Here is a 17193-nt window from a genome sequence, read left to right as displayed (position 1 = left end):
TCCTATATTCCTAATCTTCCTCGAATCGGATTTTCATGGCGGCAGCGTGTCCTTCAAGTCCTTCTACCTCCGCCAATTTAACAACCGCCGGTGTGACTGCTTTTAAAGCCGATTTTGTGTATGAGATAAGACTCGTCTTCTTCAGGAAATCATCAACGCTTAACGGGGAGGCATAGCGTGCAGCGGTACCTGTTGGCAAGACATGGTTCGGGCCCGCAATATAATCACCAACGGCTTCTGGCGAATAGGGACCTATCAGGATAGCCCCCGCATTTTCAACGTCTCCGACCCATTCAAACGGGTTTTCGACGTGGAGTTCAAGGTGTTCTGGCGCGATTTCATTTGCTAAAGCGACCGCCTCTGCTATATCATCAACAATAAACGCTGCACCGTAGTTTTCAAAAGCCTCGGTCAGCTCCTCGCGCCGAGGTAGCAATTCCCCTTGAACCTCAATCGCTGCTTTGACCTGTTCGGCGAACCCAACGGATGGCGTAACGAGAATCGCGGCACTATCGCCTCTATGTTCTGCTTGGGAAATTAAGTCTGCAGCGACGTAATCTGGATCAGCCGTACCATCACCAATGACAAGAATCTCGCTCGGTCCTGCCAATTTATCTATATCCACATGTCCATAAACCTCTTTCTTCGCAAATTGGACATAGAGATTCCCAGGGCCGACAATTTTATCAACAGATGGAATGGTATCGGTACCATAAGCCATCGCTGCGACGGCTGGGGCACCACCACATTTGTAGATTTCTTGGATACCACATTCCGAGGCGGTAACCAGCATATAGGGGTTGATGTCCCGATTTCGCATCGGCGGAATACAGACAGCAATTTCTTCGACACCCGCAACGGTAGCAGGGATGACATTCATCAGCAACGAAGAGACGAGAAGCTGGCTAATCGCTGGCACGCACACACCGACACGCCTTAACGGACGAATCAAATGCCCGAGCAGCACACCATTGGCTTCCGTTGACATCCATGAAGTCCGTAACTGCTTCTCGTGGAACTTTTCAATATTTGTTCTCGCTTGTGTAATCGCATCTATAAATTCAGTCGGAACCTCTAAATAGGCTTCCCCGATCTCTTCTCGCGACACACTTAATTCTTTTACTGAGATACGGGGAGCATCAAGTTTGCGGACATATCTAACAACCGCCTTATCGCCTTCCGCTTGGACATCACTCAAAGTCCGACGGACGACTTTTAAGATACTTTCGTCTGTGAGTTTACCCCGCGCCTTCAGCTTAGAGAGCAGATCGGCTGCCTCTGCCGTACGCACCTGAACGATTCGCAACATCCCTAAATAACCTGTTCCTTTCTATTTACGCCGGGGCTTATACGCGCGATCTTACGCGTCAACCCGCTTAATATTCGCACCGACGTTATTCAGTTTTTTCTCTATAGACTCATACCCACGGTCAATATGATACACCCGCGAGACGACGGTTTCACCTGAGGCTGCCATCCCTGCCGCAACCAATACCGCACCAGCACGTAAATCGGAAGCCATGACAGGCGCACCACTGAAGTTCGGAACACCATTGATTATCGCTTTGCCACCATCAAGCATGATATCCGCACCCATCCGATTGAGCTCCGCTGCATGGATAAACCGGTCTGTGTGGACATTTTCGTTGATAATACTGGTGCCTGATGCCAGGCAGAGCATGCCCATGATTTGCGCTTGCATATCCGTCGGAAAACCCGGAAATGGAGCCGTAGAAACATCAATGCCCCTTATCTCGCGAGGGGTTGTGACGCGCACGCCGTTAGTATCCCAATCTAATTCAACGCCTGCCTCAACGATTGTCTCTGAAATAGCCGGAATTTGCTGCTGAGTAATCCCCTCAACATAAACATCGCCTCTCGTAATCGCACCTGCGACAATAAAAGTGCCCGCCTCAATGTCGTCAGAGATGACGGTGTGTTCAGTCCCACGGAGCTGTTTGACCCCACGAATCGTTAGAACAGATGTACCGATACCTTCAATATCTGCCCCCATTGCCTTGAGGAAACAGGCGAGATCGGAGATATGGGGTTCACATGCTGCGCCACGGATGACAGTCCTCCCTTGTGCTAACGTCGCGGCCATCAGAACGTTGGCTGTCGCACCGACACTCGGTCCGTGTTGACCTGTAAGATACATCTCTGTGCCGGTTAAGCGTTTTGCTTGCGCGTATATATACCCCTTTTCTACCCTCACTTCCGCACCCAGATGCTCCAAGCCACGAATGTGTAAGTCAATCGGGCGCGGACCGATTGCGCATCCGCCCGGAAACGATACTTTGGCTTTGCCAAGCTTGGCAACAAGCGGACCCAACACATAGATGGATGCCCGCATTTTTCGCACGAGTTCGTAAGGTGCTTCGTACTCCAAGTGGTTTATTGGTTCAATATAGAGTGATGAATTTTTAAATTTTATTGTAGCACCCAACCCTTCCAATACTGCGCGGAGGGTTGCCACATCTGTTAAGTTCGGCACGTTATGGAGTACACTAACACCGTCACCGAGAATCGCAGCAGCAACTGCAATCGGCAGCACAGCGTTTTTGCAACCACTGACCGGGATTGTCCCTTCGAGTCTGGTACCGCCTTTGATTATTAATTTTTCCATTTTCCGTCTCCTTCAGAGATCTTCATCGCGGGATAGGTGGATTTTTATTTTCTCTATAGCATAAACGATGCCAATTGGGTACCTGTTACAAACTTAGACGTTACAAGGTTTTTTGGTTTAAAAAATTGTGTCAAAATAGACACATGTTATCTATCTTTCGCAGAATTTGCTTGTATTGACAGGCAATCTTTGATAGTATATGATTCTTGTAAGACAGAAGTCGTCGGTTAAGAAATGCTTATGTAACAAGCTGCCGAAACTTGTGGGCTCCAGGAAGCGGTGAATTGTAACAAAGCTCCCTCTTAACTGAAAACTGATAACCGATAACTGAAAACTATAAAAAGGTAAAACAGATGGCAGACAAAACATATCGTGTCGGAATTATTGGATGTGGTGGTATGGGACGTTCCCATGCAAATAATTGGACCAATACCGGTCGTGCCGAGGTGGTCACCGCTTCGGATATCAGCGAAGCATCCGCCGCGAAATTCGCTGAAGAATTCGGACTTCCAACCCACTATACCGATTTCGGTGAAATGTGCGAGAAAGAAAATTTGGACATCGTCAGTATCACCACGTGGCAGAGCGTTCGCGCCGAACCAACAATCGCCGCTGCTGAAAGCGGAGTCTTAGGTGTTATTACCGAGAAACCGATGGCGGCTTCCGTCGGCGATGCCCAGGACATGATGGATGCTTGTGAGAAGCACAACGTGAAATTGGTTGTCGGGCACCAACGCCGGTTCAGTCCACAAAATTGCGAGGCACGCCGACTCATCCAAGAAGGCGCAATCGGCCAACCACAAGCCATGCTCCGTCGCGACGGACACGGATTGCTGAACCGTGGAACGCACGAAGTTGACGAAATGCGTTTTATTCTTGGAGATCCAGATCCGTTATGGCTCATTGGTCAGGCAGCACGGAAAACCGACCGTTGGGAACGCCGGGTCAGGACCGAAGACCTCTGTATGGCAGAAATCTGCTTTGAAGGCGGGATCCGCGGTATCTACGAAAGCGATTTGCCAGAACCGGGACTGCGAGGCGATGCAGTTTATGGGGATGATGGACAGCTGCGCCGTGGTGGCGATGGCACAATTGAACTCTTGAACAGCAAAGCCGCTGGGTGGCAGACCATCGAACCCCGACAAAGTGAACCGAATCAATTTAACGAAATGTTAGCATGGATTGAAGGCGATGTTGATGAACACCGCAACGCTGGCAGACACGGGCTTTGCACGATAGAAATCCTGATGGCGATTTACGAATCTTTGCGCATTCAGGACGTCGTAACTTTCCCCTTAACAACGCGCCCGAACCCGCTTGACCTATTGGTTGAAGGCGGTAAGCTGCCTGTGTTTGTTGAAGGACGTTATGACATCCGTGCCCCGTTCCCAGAAGAAAAGAAGTAGCCTAATAGGTGTTGCGCTTCGGCTATCGGTTTTTGGATAAGAACACTATGTAGCGTTTGCAGAATTCGCAACTGCCGCAATAGCCATCAGTTGTCAGTTAAGAGGTGTCTCTGTAACAATCTACCCAAACTTGGACTACTCATAGGAAACAGTAAATTGTTACAGAATCGCTCTTTAACTGACAACTGATAACTGATAACTAATACTCAGCAATCTACATCTTTCCCATCACTGCCATAAACCGCTAAACGTTCCTGTGTTGTAACTTCGCCAGCACTTGCCGGTTTGTAATGGAACTGTAGCGCACGCCGCCGCTGCTCAGACTGATTAACAGGGCTGCCGTGATGCGTCAATCCATGCCAGAAGAGACAACCACCCGGCTTCAGCGGCACCATCGTATCACGCCCAACAGGGACATCGGTATCGCAGATCTGCCAATCGCGGCGTTTGAAATGGATCATTGGCCCCTCGTTATTTGAACCCGGAATAATGTGCAAGCATCCATTTTCCGGTGTTGCTTCATCTAACGCGATCCATACACCGACGACCGTTGTTCCCTCCGGCAAGTTAAAATACGCACAATCCTGATGCCACGGCTTTTCCGACCCGTGGCGCGGCGGTTTAACGAGTGCCATATCTTGAAACAGTTCGGGCGTATCTCCCATAATCTGTTCGAGGACACCAAGCAATCCTGAATGCGCTGCCAGCGCGTTCAGGCGCGGTTCGTGGTCCACAAAACGGAAGATTTTTCTGATAGCATCACGGCGCTCTTGGTCTTCCATCTCGTCTTTCTCTTTGGCGAGTTTCGGTTCAAATTGAATTGCCCGGAAGTCGGGATCGTTTCCATCCATGAGATGAACCATGCCCGCCAGGGCATCCTTAACTTCCGTAGGACTGAAGGCATCGTTGATGACGAGATAACCGTATTGATGAAAGTATTCAATATCTGTCTCGGTTACGGCTGAAAATCCACCAGAAATCCCTTCGGCAGCGGTGTCAAAACGGTAAAGATCGGATGGATACGGAATCTGGATGATGTCTGTCCGTTCACTTGTCGCTGGATTGTTCATAGCAACTCCTTCTGGCAAGCCACGCCTTAAATTTCTCCTTTGCTTTCACGGATCATTAACGTCAGAAAATCGTCAACGCGATCAATAGCCGATTGAGCGCGGTCACGTGCTGATGCGTCTTTTTCCTCTTCTGCCAACCACTGTTTCCTTTGTGGGAGCCACTCGCTTGTCAGGTGGTCAAGTTGGTTCAAGAAGTGCGGGTCCTCATTCTCACTCACGAAATATTCGATGATACCGAGCAGCCCGTATTTCCGATTGATCTCCATATCCTCTAATTCATCTACCATTTGCAAGAAAAGCCGCTGATTCCTGTCCTGTCGCCCTTGGGCAAGTTCACGAGAGGATTCGGTTAGAAGTTTGTCAACGAATTCCTGCTTCGAGTTAATCCAGCGCGGCAGGTTCCGCACATAATCCTCTAAATCGAAGTTTCCGCGTTGGAGTGCGAAATAGGCGTGAATGTGAATGTTTCGGAAAAAACCGGTATAGCCGACGTTCGGATCCATAGTGTCTGCATCATAGAGGATCTGGTTTTCAATCCTGTTGTAGAGCAGTTTAAAATTCTCCTCTGTGAGGTTCGTAGGCTTGAGATGTGCGAAAACAACAGCTGTCGCAGCTTCCACGAAAGCCGGTTCAAAGTCGTACATCGCTAAGATATTCTCAGTAATAACTGCCCCGGATTCGTGATGGACCTTACCGTGGAGGTTATGCTTGTTGTAAAGTTCCGTAACGATGTTCTGACCGGCAGGCGTAAGCGGCTCGTTTAACCAAAAACCATCAGGGGTGAAGACACGTTTTCCTTCATCGTCGGTCTTAAAATCACCGTCATATCGTTTAGTGATGTCGTGCAGCGTGCCAGCAACTTCAAGCAGTTTCACGTCGCCGCCTTCCCGTCTACCGAGTTCCATACTCGTCGCACGCACACGCATCGTGTGGTTCCATGTATAGTGTCGCCATTGAAAACCAACACGGTTGTGTTCCCAAAGCGTGAAGGTTTCGTTGACTAAAGTTTCCAATTCATTCAAGACTTGGCTATAGTTCATAAAAACTCCTTTTGAGTAGTTGTCGGTCTTCAGTTTGCCTTGCAGTGAGAGTTAAGAGGGGTTTTGTAACCAATAATGCCCATTGGGGGGTACTCAATACTCCTGATTTGCTAAAGTTCCTTTTGACTGATTGTCGATAGACGATACCTATTCACCTTAAAAGTGGTGAGGCTTATATTTGACACTAATGAGCGACAATCCGTGTGCTGGGACTGACATCCCTGCTGCAGACCTATCTTTGGCTCCTAAAATGCGGAAAAGCTCGGTTTTAGCATCCTCATATTTCATATTTTTCGCGCCGCTTGCAAGCAAAAATTTGCGATTAAAAGTTAGCACGGTGCCGACGATCGCGCGGACCATACCACGCAGAAACGAATCGGCTTCGATTTCAAAATGGATGTATGGTTCTTTCTGCCACCAGTGTGTCTCGTAAATCTCACAGACAGGATTGATACGATCACTTCCTGTCTTTTGAAAAGAGGAGAAGTCCGATTTTCCAATCAGAGTTTGGCAAAGGTCACTTATTTTTGACACGTTGATTTCTTCGGGGAAAAAATAACTTGTCTGTCGTGAAAGCGCACTCGGGTATTCTCTATTCAAAATCGTATACCGATATCGCCGACTTGTCGCACTGAAACGTGCATGAAAATCGGCGGGCACCTCTGATGCAGAGCAGACAATAATATCCCGTGGTAGTGTGGCGTTGAGTCCTTTCTGAAAAGCGATGAGTGGCATCTGCGCAGCCGTCCGAAAATTCGCTACCTGTCCTTCCGCGTGGACACCGCTATCTGTCCTCCCGGCTCCTGTGATCTGGATCGGAGTTTTCGTTAGTTTCGTCAAGGCGTTTTCGATTGTGGCTTGGACTGTTGGTACATTTGGCTGTGTCTGCCAACCGTTGTAGTTCGTGCCGTCATATTCAAGCACGAGTTTGATATTTCGCATTGTATCACCCTGTCGTCGGCATCTGAAAGCCTCATACATAAAGCGTATCACATTCCATATTAAGTGTCAAATCAATTCAGTTTTCAGTTATCAGTATGGCGACTGCATCGCCTTTCAGTTGTCAGAGGACTGGTTATCAGCTTTCCGCCTTGCTAATGAGATTTACAACTGCGTCTTAACTGATAACTGAGTACTGACAACTGAAAACTAATCAAGCAATTGACAAATGCAAGACTAAGATATATAATAACTTGGATGAAGTATGAAACGACGGTCTACCACATCAAAAAGGAGCATAGCGGCACCCGTTTGGATCGGTTTTTGCTCCACGCAACTGAAGCGATGTCTCGAACCTATCTGCAGCGGCTGATTCGCGATGGCGATGTTACCGTCAATGATAAAGTAGCGAAACAACCGAGTTATTTGCTCCGAGATGGCGACCGCGTATGTTTAACACTACCACCACCTCGCCCTTTAGACACCGTAGCACCTGAGAGCATTCCGCTTGACATTCTTCACGAGGATAGCCACTTAATCGTTCTAAACAAACCTGCTGGAATGCTCGTTCATCCCGCGAACGGCGTGAACGTCGGGACGCTTGTCAATGCACTGCTGGCGCACTGCACCGATCTATCCGGCATCGGTGGTATAGAACGACCGGGGATTGTTCACAGATTGGACAAGGACACGTCTGGGATCCTCGTTGTTGCGAAAACAGATGTTGTGCATCGAGGTCTATCCGTACAATTTGAGCAACATAGCATTACAAAGCAATATGTTGCTGTCGTGTGTGGCATACCGGCGAAAACCACTGGGACGATTGATGCCCGAATTGCAAGAAGTCGGCGAGATCGACGGCGAATGACAGTCGTTGAAACCGGTGGACGGCATGCCGTTACGCACTATGAAGTTTTGGAAAGGTATCCCAAGTTCGCACTTGTTCAACTTACGCTCGAAACCGGACGACTCCATCAGATTCGCGTCCATCTTCAACACATCGGACACCCAGTCGCTGGAGACGCTGTTTATGGCGGTGAACAACGCGCGCGAAACGATGCCGATACAGCGGCGTTGAAACAGACACTTGCGCAGCTCAAGCGTCAGGCATTACATGCCCGACTGCTCGGCTTTGAACATCCGGCTACAAGCGAAAACTTGACTTTTTCAGCACCGATGCCAAAAGATATGCAGCGGGTCGTAAATGCCTTACGGATGTATCAAATTAATATGGTTTCAACTTAACGTATCGGTTGAGTTGAATAGAGATTCGGAAAAAGTTCAGCAGCCCCGTAGGGGCGGCATCTGTGTAGAATCAGCGGTTTCCCTAAATTTTCAAGCCCCGTAGGGGCGGCATCTGTCTGAAATCATATTGAATGAAAATGAACAATTCGGTAATTTGTAAACACGTTTGAATAGTATAGTCAACTAACAGGAGATTAAGGAACTCTGTCTATGGAATATGTTAATTTTGGAAAAGCAGGGGTTAAAGTGAGTCCGTTGGCGTTAGGCTTAGGACTCAGAGGACAAGGTGATGCAGATGATGCCCAAAGACTCATTGAACACGCCATCGATTCTGGTATCAACCTTATTGATTGCGCCAATATCTATGGACTTATGGACGATCGCGCCAATATCGGTCGCTCCGAGGAGGTTCTCGGTAAAGCAATTCAGGGTAAACGAGATGACGTTGTGATTACCTCAAAGGTCTTCAGTCAGATCGGTCCAGGTCCAAATGATGCCGGTTTGTCGCGCTACCATATCATGCGGGAGGTAGAACGTTCCCTAACGCGTCTGAACACCGATCATATTGATGTCTATCTTATCCACGCGCCCGATGAAACGACACCGCAAGAAGAAACCGTTCGCGCAATGGACGATCTGGTACGTTCGGGTAAGGTACGCTATATCGGTTGCTGTAATCATCAAGCATGGCAGGCGTGTAAGGCACTCTGGATTGCTGATAGGATTAACGCAACGCCCTATATGTGTATTCAGAACATGTATAACCTCTTAAATCGGGATATGGAAACCGAATTGTTCGGCTTGGTGCGTGAGGAAGGGTTAGGGGTTATGGCTTATAGTCCATTAGCCGTTGGTCTGTTAAGCGGGGTCTATTCTCCAGATGAACCGCCTCCCGAAGGCACTTTATGGGGAACACGCCTCCGTGATGAATTTTTGCAACGAATGAGCGGCGCAACTGGTCAGGTGATATTGACGCTTAAGCGGCTCGCAGCGGAGTTGGGCAAAACGCCTGCCCAACTCGCTGTCGCGTGGGTGTTGTCGCATCCGGAAGTCACAGTCGCAATCAGTGGCAGCGATACGATTGAACAACTCGACGATACACTCGGCGGTGTCGGTTGGGAACTCGATGCAGCGGTACGGGATGAACTGGATGAGGTTTCCCGTTCATTTGTCCGTCTCATCGCACCACCGGCTTAATGGCTATCAGTCATCGGCGGTTAGCAGTCGGTGAGCATCGCTTCTACGGAGGGGGGCGGTGGTTGGCTCAAAAAACAAAAAAGGCGGATCCGAAGATCCGCCTTCACATTTTGTGCCTCTACGATTCCGACACAGTTTGATAGCGTTCCCACTCGTCGCCTGCAGCGGCAGCTTGACGTTCCAATTCCGTTCGCCACCCGACGACTTCACCCGCCTTGATACGTTGGATGTCAAAGCCAGCATAGCGATCTTCAAGTCTATCGCCGAGCTTGTGGTTTGCTGCCCAGCGATCCCAGGCGGTCTTCATCCATTCATGCGGAAGTGCCTCACGAACAGCGGGGTCGAGCTGCCACGCGAATCGTGCATCGACAACCTTTGGCTCCTCCTCAGAGGGACCGCCCCACTTCGACCAACCAATTGACAGCGTGTTGCGTTCACGCTCAGGCACGGTATGCCCCGTATGGATCGTCGCGCCGTTACGGATGAGGGCTTGGCCTGCCTTAAGCCGAATCGCGACCTGTCCGGGGAGTGAATCCGTGCCGTTCCAACTCGGTGTGTAGGGTACACCTTGATCCTTCATGGATTTTGGGAGCAGCACGTCATGCTCAAGCGGAGTTCGCCAGCGGCTGTGGCTCCCGACAACGAGTTCATGGCATTCATCATCTGCAAGTGCCAAAAACATACCGACGCCGTTCCGTTCGGTGATGCGTTTCTCGTTGTCTTCTTGAATCTCTTTCCAGCGGATCCGCTCAACCTCTTCGGAATAAGCCTCAGTTCCGTCTCCTCGGTCATCTTCTTGTGAGAAGTAACTTTTTCCAGTACCCCACCATGTCACGTCTCGGTGCCATCCGAGCCTATTCTCTTTTTTACGGGGGTTGCACCAGAGAAGTATATTCGTCATCACAAGGTCTTCAGGCTCCACGCCGCACCATGCGTTGACGAAGCCGGTGAAATCGGGTGATCCGTAAAATTGAGCGAAATCGGGTTCTTTAAAAGCAGGATGGAGGATGCCTCGGATTGCCCAAGGTTCATTCTCACCTGCGCGGTGAACGTATCCCTTTGAGCAGTCGATGACATCGTAGCCGTTTTCTGGCGCGCACGCTTGCGTAACGCGACGGCCCGCCTCTCGGAGGATCGGAATCCACGGATTGTCAACAAAATCGTTGATGATGACGAAGCCGTGTTCTCTCAAGTGTTCCAATCTTTCAGGTGTAGCTCCGGGTGCCGAAAGTTCCTGTTTGAAATCCGCAAACGCCGGGGCGCGATAGACTTCTTTCTCAGGTGATTGATCGTTACTCATTATCGTACCTCCTTTGAAGGAACTTATTGAATACTTTTCAAAACTTGGAATTATACTATCACATACTTTAGTTATCAGTTATCGGTTCGGTTTTTCTAATGAAGTTTAATAAAATATTTGGGTAATTCTGCGTTTTCCCAGGCCCGGTAGGTGCGGTGTTTTTGCTTGGGTGTTTCCCTCCTAACCGCACCGGGCATCGGGAAAAATTACCCGATTAAATTCTTATTCTTCATACGAAAAACCTTTCAGTTTTCAGAAAGAGGAGACCCTATGATTATCCCAACCCTCTTGTAACTGATAACTGACAACTGACAACCGATAACTATTTAATTAATGCATCTCAATTGAAAGGACGTAGCTCAGGATCGTCACCAACAGCCATGTAGCGACTAACACGATGCCAAACGGGCGTTTCAACTGGTCACCCGACACGAAGATACCGCACCGGAAGACGATCAGAATAAACAGCATCGCTGGGAATAAGAACTGGAAGAACTGCCCATCTGCCTGTAGTCCACCTTGCGTCGCAGCAGCCGAGACACCGGCAACAAAGAGCACATTCAGGATATCTGCACCGATAATATTTCCGACTGCCAACTCACCGTGTCCACGTCTGACTGCTGTTATCGCTGTCACCAGTTCCGGGAGCGATGTGCCAAATGCAACGAGCGTCGCCGAAATAATATGTTTCGGCACGCCAATCCGTTCCGCCATGATACTCACGGCTGGAATCAGGATTTGTGCCGAGACCACAATGATAGCGATTGACCCGATAAGTTTAATCAGTGTTCCGAATGCACCTCCTGCTTCTCCATTTCCTTCTTCTGTGCTTTCAGCATCTGATGGTGTTGAACCTGCCCATCGGATGGACTGCCAAATATACAATGCCAGCAGTACAACAAAGACGACACCTACGAATTGTGCCAAAACGCCACCTTGCGTAAAGACTTTCGCCGGAGATGCCCACGGAAAGCAGGCCGCCACAAGAAGGATGCCAGCACCTACTTGCACATTTGACAATCGTGATGCCAACTGACGGTTAAGCGGTAACGGTGCTATTAGAGATGCCAAGCCGATGATAAGTCCCGTATCACAAATAATTGAGCCGACGGCGTTACCGAGTGCAAGCCCCGGTTTGCCTTGTAGTGCCGAGAGGACAGAGACAGCTGCCTCTGGTGTCGTTGTGCCGACGCTCACAATTGTCGCACCGATGACCGCTTTGCCTAAGCCCCACCGTGTTGACAAGGCTACGGCTTCATCAACAAGCCAATCCGCGCCTTTACCGAGCGTGTAAAGCGTCACCGCAATTATCAAAAAAAGTGCCAGACTGGGTAACCCAATAATAAGATGTTCAATCCATTGTTCCATTAACTTCACCTTTCGCTAAAATATAGAATATTGGTTTCCAAAGAATAGATTAACATATACCCTTGGTAAAGTCAAATATGTTTCAAATACATTTATCCAGCGATTCGTTTTGTAGTGCTATCTGTCTGAGGTTATGCCCAGGTCTTTTTCTGAAATTGGGATGTTAAAAACAGCGCGATGCACTTGCATGGTTGTCTTGCGGTATACCCGTGGAGGTTGTTTATCTTCATCACCTACGACAGACGATTGTTCCATAGTGACAGTTTTCGGAAACCAGATATCGGGTTTAAATTGTGCGAACTGGTGTGTATAAGAGGTAAGGGCATGCACTTTTTCACGCGGTAGGGGTCTGACTTTGCCATCACGCCCCTCTATGAACACGGAGGTAAGGGATTTACGGTGTGCTAAAATTCGGGTCGGTCGGTACGCTTTTTGTGGATCCAGCCAAATTTCATCGGTACGCATTGAGTCGAAATCCGTGCGTTGCAGCGTCAGGAAGTAATGTGGTGTCCCTTCAACGTTAACTTGTTGAACACTGATAGGTTTAAAGACGCGAATTAAGTCTGTGAGTTTAAATCCCCACGGTGGCCAGCTCCACCAGCGAGGGTTAAACGCTGCCTCGAAAGCGTCTGATGGTATGTCTTCCCCCCAAGGCGGTCCCGCCTTATGCGGGAATTGTTGTTGCCATTCAGTATCGGGCTTCTCCCTGAAATACTGCGTTCTACCGTCTATCCGATATTGAAAGTGCATTCCGTGCCAGTTCTCCAGGGATTTTCCATTCAATTCCATCTTTTTGCGTATCTTGACATCGTAAAAGTGGCGATCGCCATCAAATCGGTAGGTGATGTACCAATACCCCTGCTCTTCATACTCGACCGCCTCCTTCTCTTCTGATCCGAAAAAACGTTCAAAGAAATTCTTCTTTTCTTGTCGAATCCGTTCATCCAGCGTAATTGAGAATTCGACCTCGCCGCTTTTAAATTGTGCGTTATAGGCAGTTGTTCCACTTATGATATCTTCAAGCAGTTGTGTCGATTCTGCGGAGAGGGGTGGTCTTAACGTTAGTACTTGTCCCGTCCAGTACTTCAAAAAGCGGTCGCGAGCAATGGGTGTCGCCTGTGAAGATTTACCGGGCATGTCAAACACACGCACTGATTCTTCAGTTGCGGATTCAACGACAACAAAATCGTCTACAGCAATAGCATCCACTTCCGAAGGGTCTTCGTCATCAAATGCGGTTTTGAGACAAGCGATAACGGGTGTTTCAAGTGCCTGTAACTGCTCATAGTTGAGGTCGCGTTCCTGCAATTCAATCCCGATTCTACTTGCAGCGTCAATGATGACAAACTTGACGACGTAAGGTCCCTGAGCTCTTTCCACGACGATGTTTTCGACCTGCTCAAGTGGTACCTCAAGACCCAAGAGGTTGGCGAAGTGATAGAGATTGGTAGCACCAGAGGCGAGTTTGTCGTCCGCTGCGAAGGCGGGTGAAAATATGAACAGAGCAATGAGGACGAAGCAAGCAAATCGTTTCATAGTTTTCCTCCTGGTGAGGCGTATGGTGGTAAACCTTAAAATCTTTCTTGGCTGCGTGTTTCCACGATGAGTGAAATCATAACACGTTCAGCGGAAATAGTGAAGAATTGATCTACATTTAGTTCCCTGTAGGAGGGATCTCCGAAGACTGACAACTGACAACTGATAACTGAAAACTATTAATAATAAAACGTATACGTCGGTCTATCAAGGATGATACTCAAGATATTCCAGAAACTCCCCATGACAAAATCGCCGAGTGCCAATCCGAGAAAGAGCGGCACTGTCTTCCGGTAGAGACCGAGTCCTCCGTATTTTAGCACACTCCATTTGGCAACGGCACTAATAATAAACGCCGCCCAAAAGAGATGGAGATGAAAAGATACACCATAGCCGAGCGGATGGATCGGCCACCAAAAAAGTCGGCTCCGTACCGCTGACAGTAGGATTGTAACAGAGAAACCGATCCCTATCGCGGCGATGTGCCCTCGGTTCGCATCTTGTGGCGAAGTGAGCCAACCTTCAAGGAAACGATACGCACGTCCACCGAAGCTATTAATCTGACCACCTACCTTGCCAGAATTAACACCGAGCTCAAAAAACGTATCTACCAACATAAAGATACACAACGGCATCGCGATGATTGTTAGTATGAGCATTAGACGAGACAGACCTTTCACATCAAGGTTGCCGCGCTCGGCGAGCTTAAACGCCTCAAGTTGGTGCGGCATCGGGTGGCTCCGATTGTCTCTGTTGAACCAGAAAAAGAGCGAAAACCATGTCAGGTTGCGTGCACCGATCCGCCGTGTGCCAAGTATGCTAACGAGGCTATGGTGGGGTCCAATAAAGGTCGTTGAATGGATAGGAAAACCGATTTGTGCACGGATACGCGTCAACGGGATCGCAATCGTCGCAAAATGTGCAGCAAAAAACAGCAACGCCACCCACATCGCCATGCCACCGCGCATCGCGAATCCGATGATGAACATCCCACCGAAAACAATCCCCAAAAATGCGGTTCGATACCGCATCGGCTCGCTTTCGTCTGCTATTTGCTTTCGCACAAACGCTGTGCGGAATGCTCGCCAAACTTGTCGGCGTGTACCCCACAATGCAACTGCGCAAATACCGATGTACGCGCCGATATTTTGCTCGTACGGATACGGAAAGCCGGGGATGTTCTCCAATCCGGTTAGGATCGCAACGAAATATTGTATTTTATAAAGAAAAAAGAAAAGCAGACACGATGTGAGCAGCTCAAGCGGCATCAGGAAACCGAGTCCAACGGCGAAAGGATAGACAATGATCGCGTCCCCACCGCGAAGAAGAGCCGTCCACGGTCTTTCCGTAAATAGCGCGTTGAGCGGGATGTGCTTATTCGGAAAAGCCGGGATTGATGGAAAAAAGATGTTAACGCCATTCACAAGACTGATGATAGCCGCGATGCTGAATCCGCACCACATCGCCCGACTCCGAAGAAATCGGTTTGTGTTGTAGGCAAGTTGATACGGCAGCTCGACAATCGGGTACACGAGGCGTTCTTGTTCTGTCCACTGTTTTCGGATAATCACATTGATACACTGCATCACGAAAATCAGCGCAAAAGTGAATGCACACCACCAGAACGTCGGGATCAACCACTTCATCACATAATAGGTCTCAAAAAACGGCTCGTCGCCGAGATAGAACGCCCGAAGCACGCTCGGATCATTGATCGTCAACCAGTCTGGTAGATAACTCCAGAAGAGTTCGCGCCACTCGTTTTCAGGCGTGCCGAAATAGAAGGCGTGAACGATAATTGAGACGAGCGGAAGGAACATGTCGTAGGACATGAATAGCAATGTGATTGACATTAGCACATAGAGACTAATCAGTTCACCACCTGTCAGCGCGTGCTTCGCTGCGTATTTTTTTAGACCGGTATTAAACACCGCGATGACCAGCAGTGTGAATACAACACTATAGAACGGTGCCATCAACGTTGGGAAGGTATATCGCAGGGCTTCACATTCAATATGCCACTTGTAGATGAACGGCAAGAGCAGCAACGATATGAGGATGGTACGCACGGTAATCTTTTCATGATTTGGCGGATCCATAGGCGAATGTGATAGAGACATAATGCGGATTTGAGGGACTGGGCAGTCGATAAAAGGTCTTGGTGTGTTGTCGCAGAAAAGTGAACCATCTCTTTATATTTTACGTTTATTTATCTAAAAGTTCAAGAAAATCTATTCTGAATGCTGAGGTCGGAAAGGACACTTGATCATGGAAATCACACAAATTGAAGCCTTCGCGCTCCGATTCCAAACCGGGAAGTCATCAGAACAACAGACCGACAATTATTACTTGCCTGACGAAGGGTGGCGTTGTATCTACGCACGTCACCACGAAACAATGGTCGTAAAAATCACCACATCAGATGGCATCGTCGGCTACGGCGAAGGGCAAAGTCCGGTCTCGCCGCGGACATCGAAAACAATCGTCGAAGATTTGTGTCGTCCGATATTGATGGGGAAAGACCCGTTTGACGTGGAATATCTTTGGCAACGCATGTTCACAGCGATGCGCGAGCGTGGACACTACACAGGTTTTTTTATTGATGCACTCGCTGGCTGTGATATTGCGTTATGGGACATCATCGGGCAAGCGACACGGAAACCGGTCCACAAAGTGCTTGGCGGCAGATATCGGGACCGGATTCCTTTGTATGCTGGGATCGGCGGAAGCGCGCCTGAATCGGCTGCAGCGCAGGCGGCGGAATATGTTTCACAAGGGTACAGTGGTTTGAAAATTCACGCAACCCAGGACCGGGCAGAAATATTGGAGATCGTCGCCGCCGTGCGTGAACGGGTGGGACCACAAATCAAGTTGATGGTAGATGTCCATACCCAATACAGCATCCCAGATGCGGTACTGCTCGGACGCGGACTTGAAAAACTGGACGTGATGTGGTTAGAGTCGCCCACAGTACCGGAGGATATCCCCGGACAAGCAGCATTGGCACAAGCATTGGATATGTCAGTCGCTATCGGGGAGTGGACGCGCACCCGTTTTGAATTGCGGGAAGTATTTGAACGCCGCGCCTGCGACATCACCATGCCCGATATTGCACGCACAGGACTTACAGAAGGCAAACGCATTGCTAGCCTTGCCGATACCTATAACATTCCTGTAACACCCCACATCGGTGGCGGTGGTATCTTATCAATTGCCGCAACAATCCAATTTTCCGCAACAATACCTAACTTCCTCATCATGGAGCATTCCCCCGGCGCGTATGAGATGAAGGGGCAGATCACCACGCGAAAACCGGCAGTCCAAGACGGGGCATTCATCCTTGACGATACCCCCGGCATCGGCGTTACCATTGATACTGAAGCGTTGGAGGCTCTTGAAATAGACACTTGATATTCGGTAATCAGGTTCGGTTTGTAACCGCGCCGGGGGACCTACGATCGCATTA

13 protein-coding genes are annotated in these 17193 nt (G+C 49.0%); 4 read left to right on the top strand and 9 right to left on the bottom strand.

What is annotated here, in order from left to right; all coding sequences use genetic code 11:
- Positions 1–10: 10 nt before the first annotated feature.
- Positions 11–1309 carry a histidinol dehydrogenase gene (gene hisD, locus OXH00_13840; GenBank protein MCY3742092.1) on the bottom strand — a complete coding sequence of 433 codons (1299 nt, stop codon included), beginning with the start codon at positions 1307–1309 and terminating at the stop codon, positions 11–13.
- 51 nt (positions 1310–1360) lie between these two features.
- The gene (gene murA, locus OXH00_13835; GenBank protein MCY3742091.1) at positions 1361–2626 is read right to left on the bottom strand and encodes a UDP-N-acetylglucosamine 1-carboxyvinyltransferase; all 1266 of its coding nucleotides are present in this window, start codon (positions 2624–2626) and stop codon (positions 1361–1363) included.
- 353 nt (positions 2627–2979) lie between these two features.
- Here murA and OXH00_13830 point away from each other — a divergent pair, with 353 nt between their 5' ends.
- The gene (locus OXH00_13830) at positions 2980–4032 is read left to right on the top strand and encodes a Gfo/Idh/MocA family oxidoreductase (protein MCY3742090.1); all 1053 of its coding nucleotides are present in this window, start codon (positions 2980–2982) and stop codon (positions 4030–4032) included.
- Between the two features lie 206 nt (positions 4033–4238).
- On the opposite strand, the gene OXH00_13825 is transcribed toward OXH00_13830, so the two are convergent.
- The 3 genes from OXH00_13825 to truA all read right to left on the bottom strand — a co-directional run bounded on the left by OXH00_13825 (position 4239) and on the right by truA (position 7084).
- Positions 4239–5102: a phytanoyl-CoA dioxygenase family protein gene (locus tag OXH00_13825; protein ID MCY3742089.1), complete on the bottom strand. Its 864-nt coding sequence runs from the start codon at positions 5100–5102 to the stop codon at positions 4239–4241.
- Between the two features lie 26 nt (positions 5103–5128).
- Positions 5129–6142 carry an HD domain-containing protein gene (locus tag OXH00_13820; GenBank protein ID MCY3742088.1) on the bottom strand — a complete coding sequence of 338 codons (1014 nt, stop codon included), beginning with the start codon at positions 6140–6142 and terminating at the stop codon, positions 5129–5131.
- Between the two features lie 156 nt (positions 6143–6298).
- Positions 6299–7084, bottom strand: a complete 786-nt coding sequence (truA, locus tag OXH00_13815; protein ID MCY3742087.1) for a tRNA pseudouridine(38-40) synthase TruA — start codon at positions 7082–7084, stop codon at positions 6299–6301.
- A 255-nt stretch (positions 7085–7339) separates the two neighbouring features.
- On the opposite strand from truA, the gene OXH00_13810 reads away from it, so the two are divergent.
- Both OXH00_13810 and OXH00_13805 read left to right on the top strand, forming a co-directional pair.
- Positions 7340–8326 carry an RluA family pseudouridine synthase gene (locus OXH00_13810; protein ID MCY3742086.1) on the top strand — a complete coding sequence of 329 codons (987 nt, stop codon included), beginning with the start codon at positions 7340–7342 and terminating at the stop codon, positions 8324–8326.
- Positions 8327–8536: 210 nt separating this feature from the next.
- The gene (locus tag OXH00_13805) at positions 8537–9523 is read left to right on the top strand and encodes an aldo/keto reductase (protein MCY3742085.1); all 987 of its coding nucleotides are present in this window, start codon (positions 8537–8539) and stop codon (positions 9521–9523) included.
- 118 nt (positions 9524–9641) lie between these two features.
- On the opposite strand, the gene OXH00_13800 is transcribed toward OXH00_13805, so the two are convergent.
- From OXH00_13800 to OXH00_13785, 4 genes are all read right to left on the bottom strand, one after another.
- Positions 9642–10823 (bottom strand): hypothetical protein, encoded by a 1182-nt coding sequence (locus tag OXH00_13800; protein ID MCY3742084.1) that lies wholly within the window; start codon positions 10821–10823, stop codon positions 9642–9644.
- Positions 10824–11153: 330 nt separating this feature from the next.
- Positions 11154–12191 carry a sodium:calcium antiporter gene (locus tag OXH00_13795; protein ID MCY3742083.1) on the bottom strand — a complete coding sequence of 346 codons (1038 nt, stop codon included), beginning with the start codon at positions 12189–12191 and terminating at the stop codon, positions 11154–11156.
- A 117-nt stretch (positions 12192–12308) separates the two neighbouring features.
- Positions 12309–13727 (bottom strand): hypothetical protein, encoded by a 1419-nt coding sequence (locus OXH00_13790; protein ID MCY3742082.1) that lies wholly within the window; start codon positions 13725–13727, stop codon positions 12309–12311.
- Between the two features lie 179 nt (positions 13728–13906).
- The gene (locus tag OXH00_13785) at positions 13907–15796 is read right to left on the bottom strand and encodes a hypothetical protein (GenBank protein MCY3742081.1); all 1890 of its coding nucleotides are present in this window, start codon (positions 15794–15796) and stop codon (positions 13907–13909) included.
- Between the two features lie 199 nt (positions 15797–15995).
- Between OXH00_13785 and OXH00_13780 the strand changes: the two genes are divergently transcribed.
- Complete coding sequence (locus OXH00_13780; GenBank protein ID MCY3742080.1) at positions 15996–17138, top strand: mandelate racemase/muconate lactonizing enzyme family protein; 1143 nt, start codon at positions 15996–15998, stop codon at positions 17136–17138.
- Positions 17139–17193: the final 55 nt, after the last annotated feature.

The organism is Candidatus Poribacteria bacterium (assembly GCA_026706025.1).
Lineage (GTDB): Bacteria > Poribacteria > WGA-4E > WGA-4E > WGA-3G > WGA-3G.
This window is presented reverse-complemented; position numbering and strand designations above follow the sequence as displayed.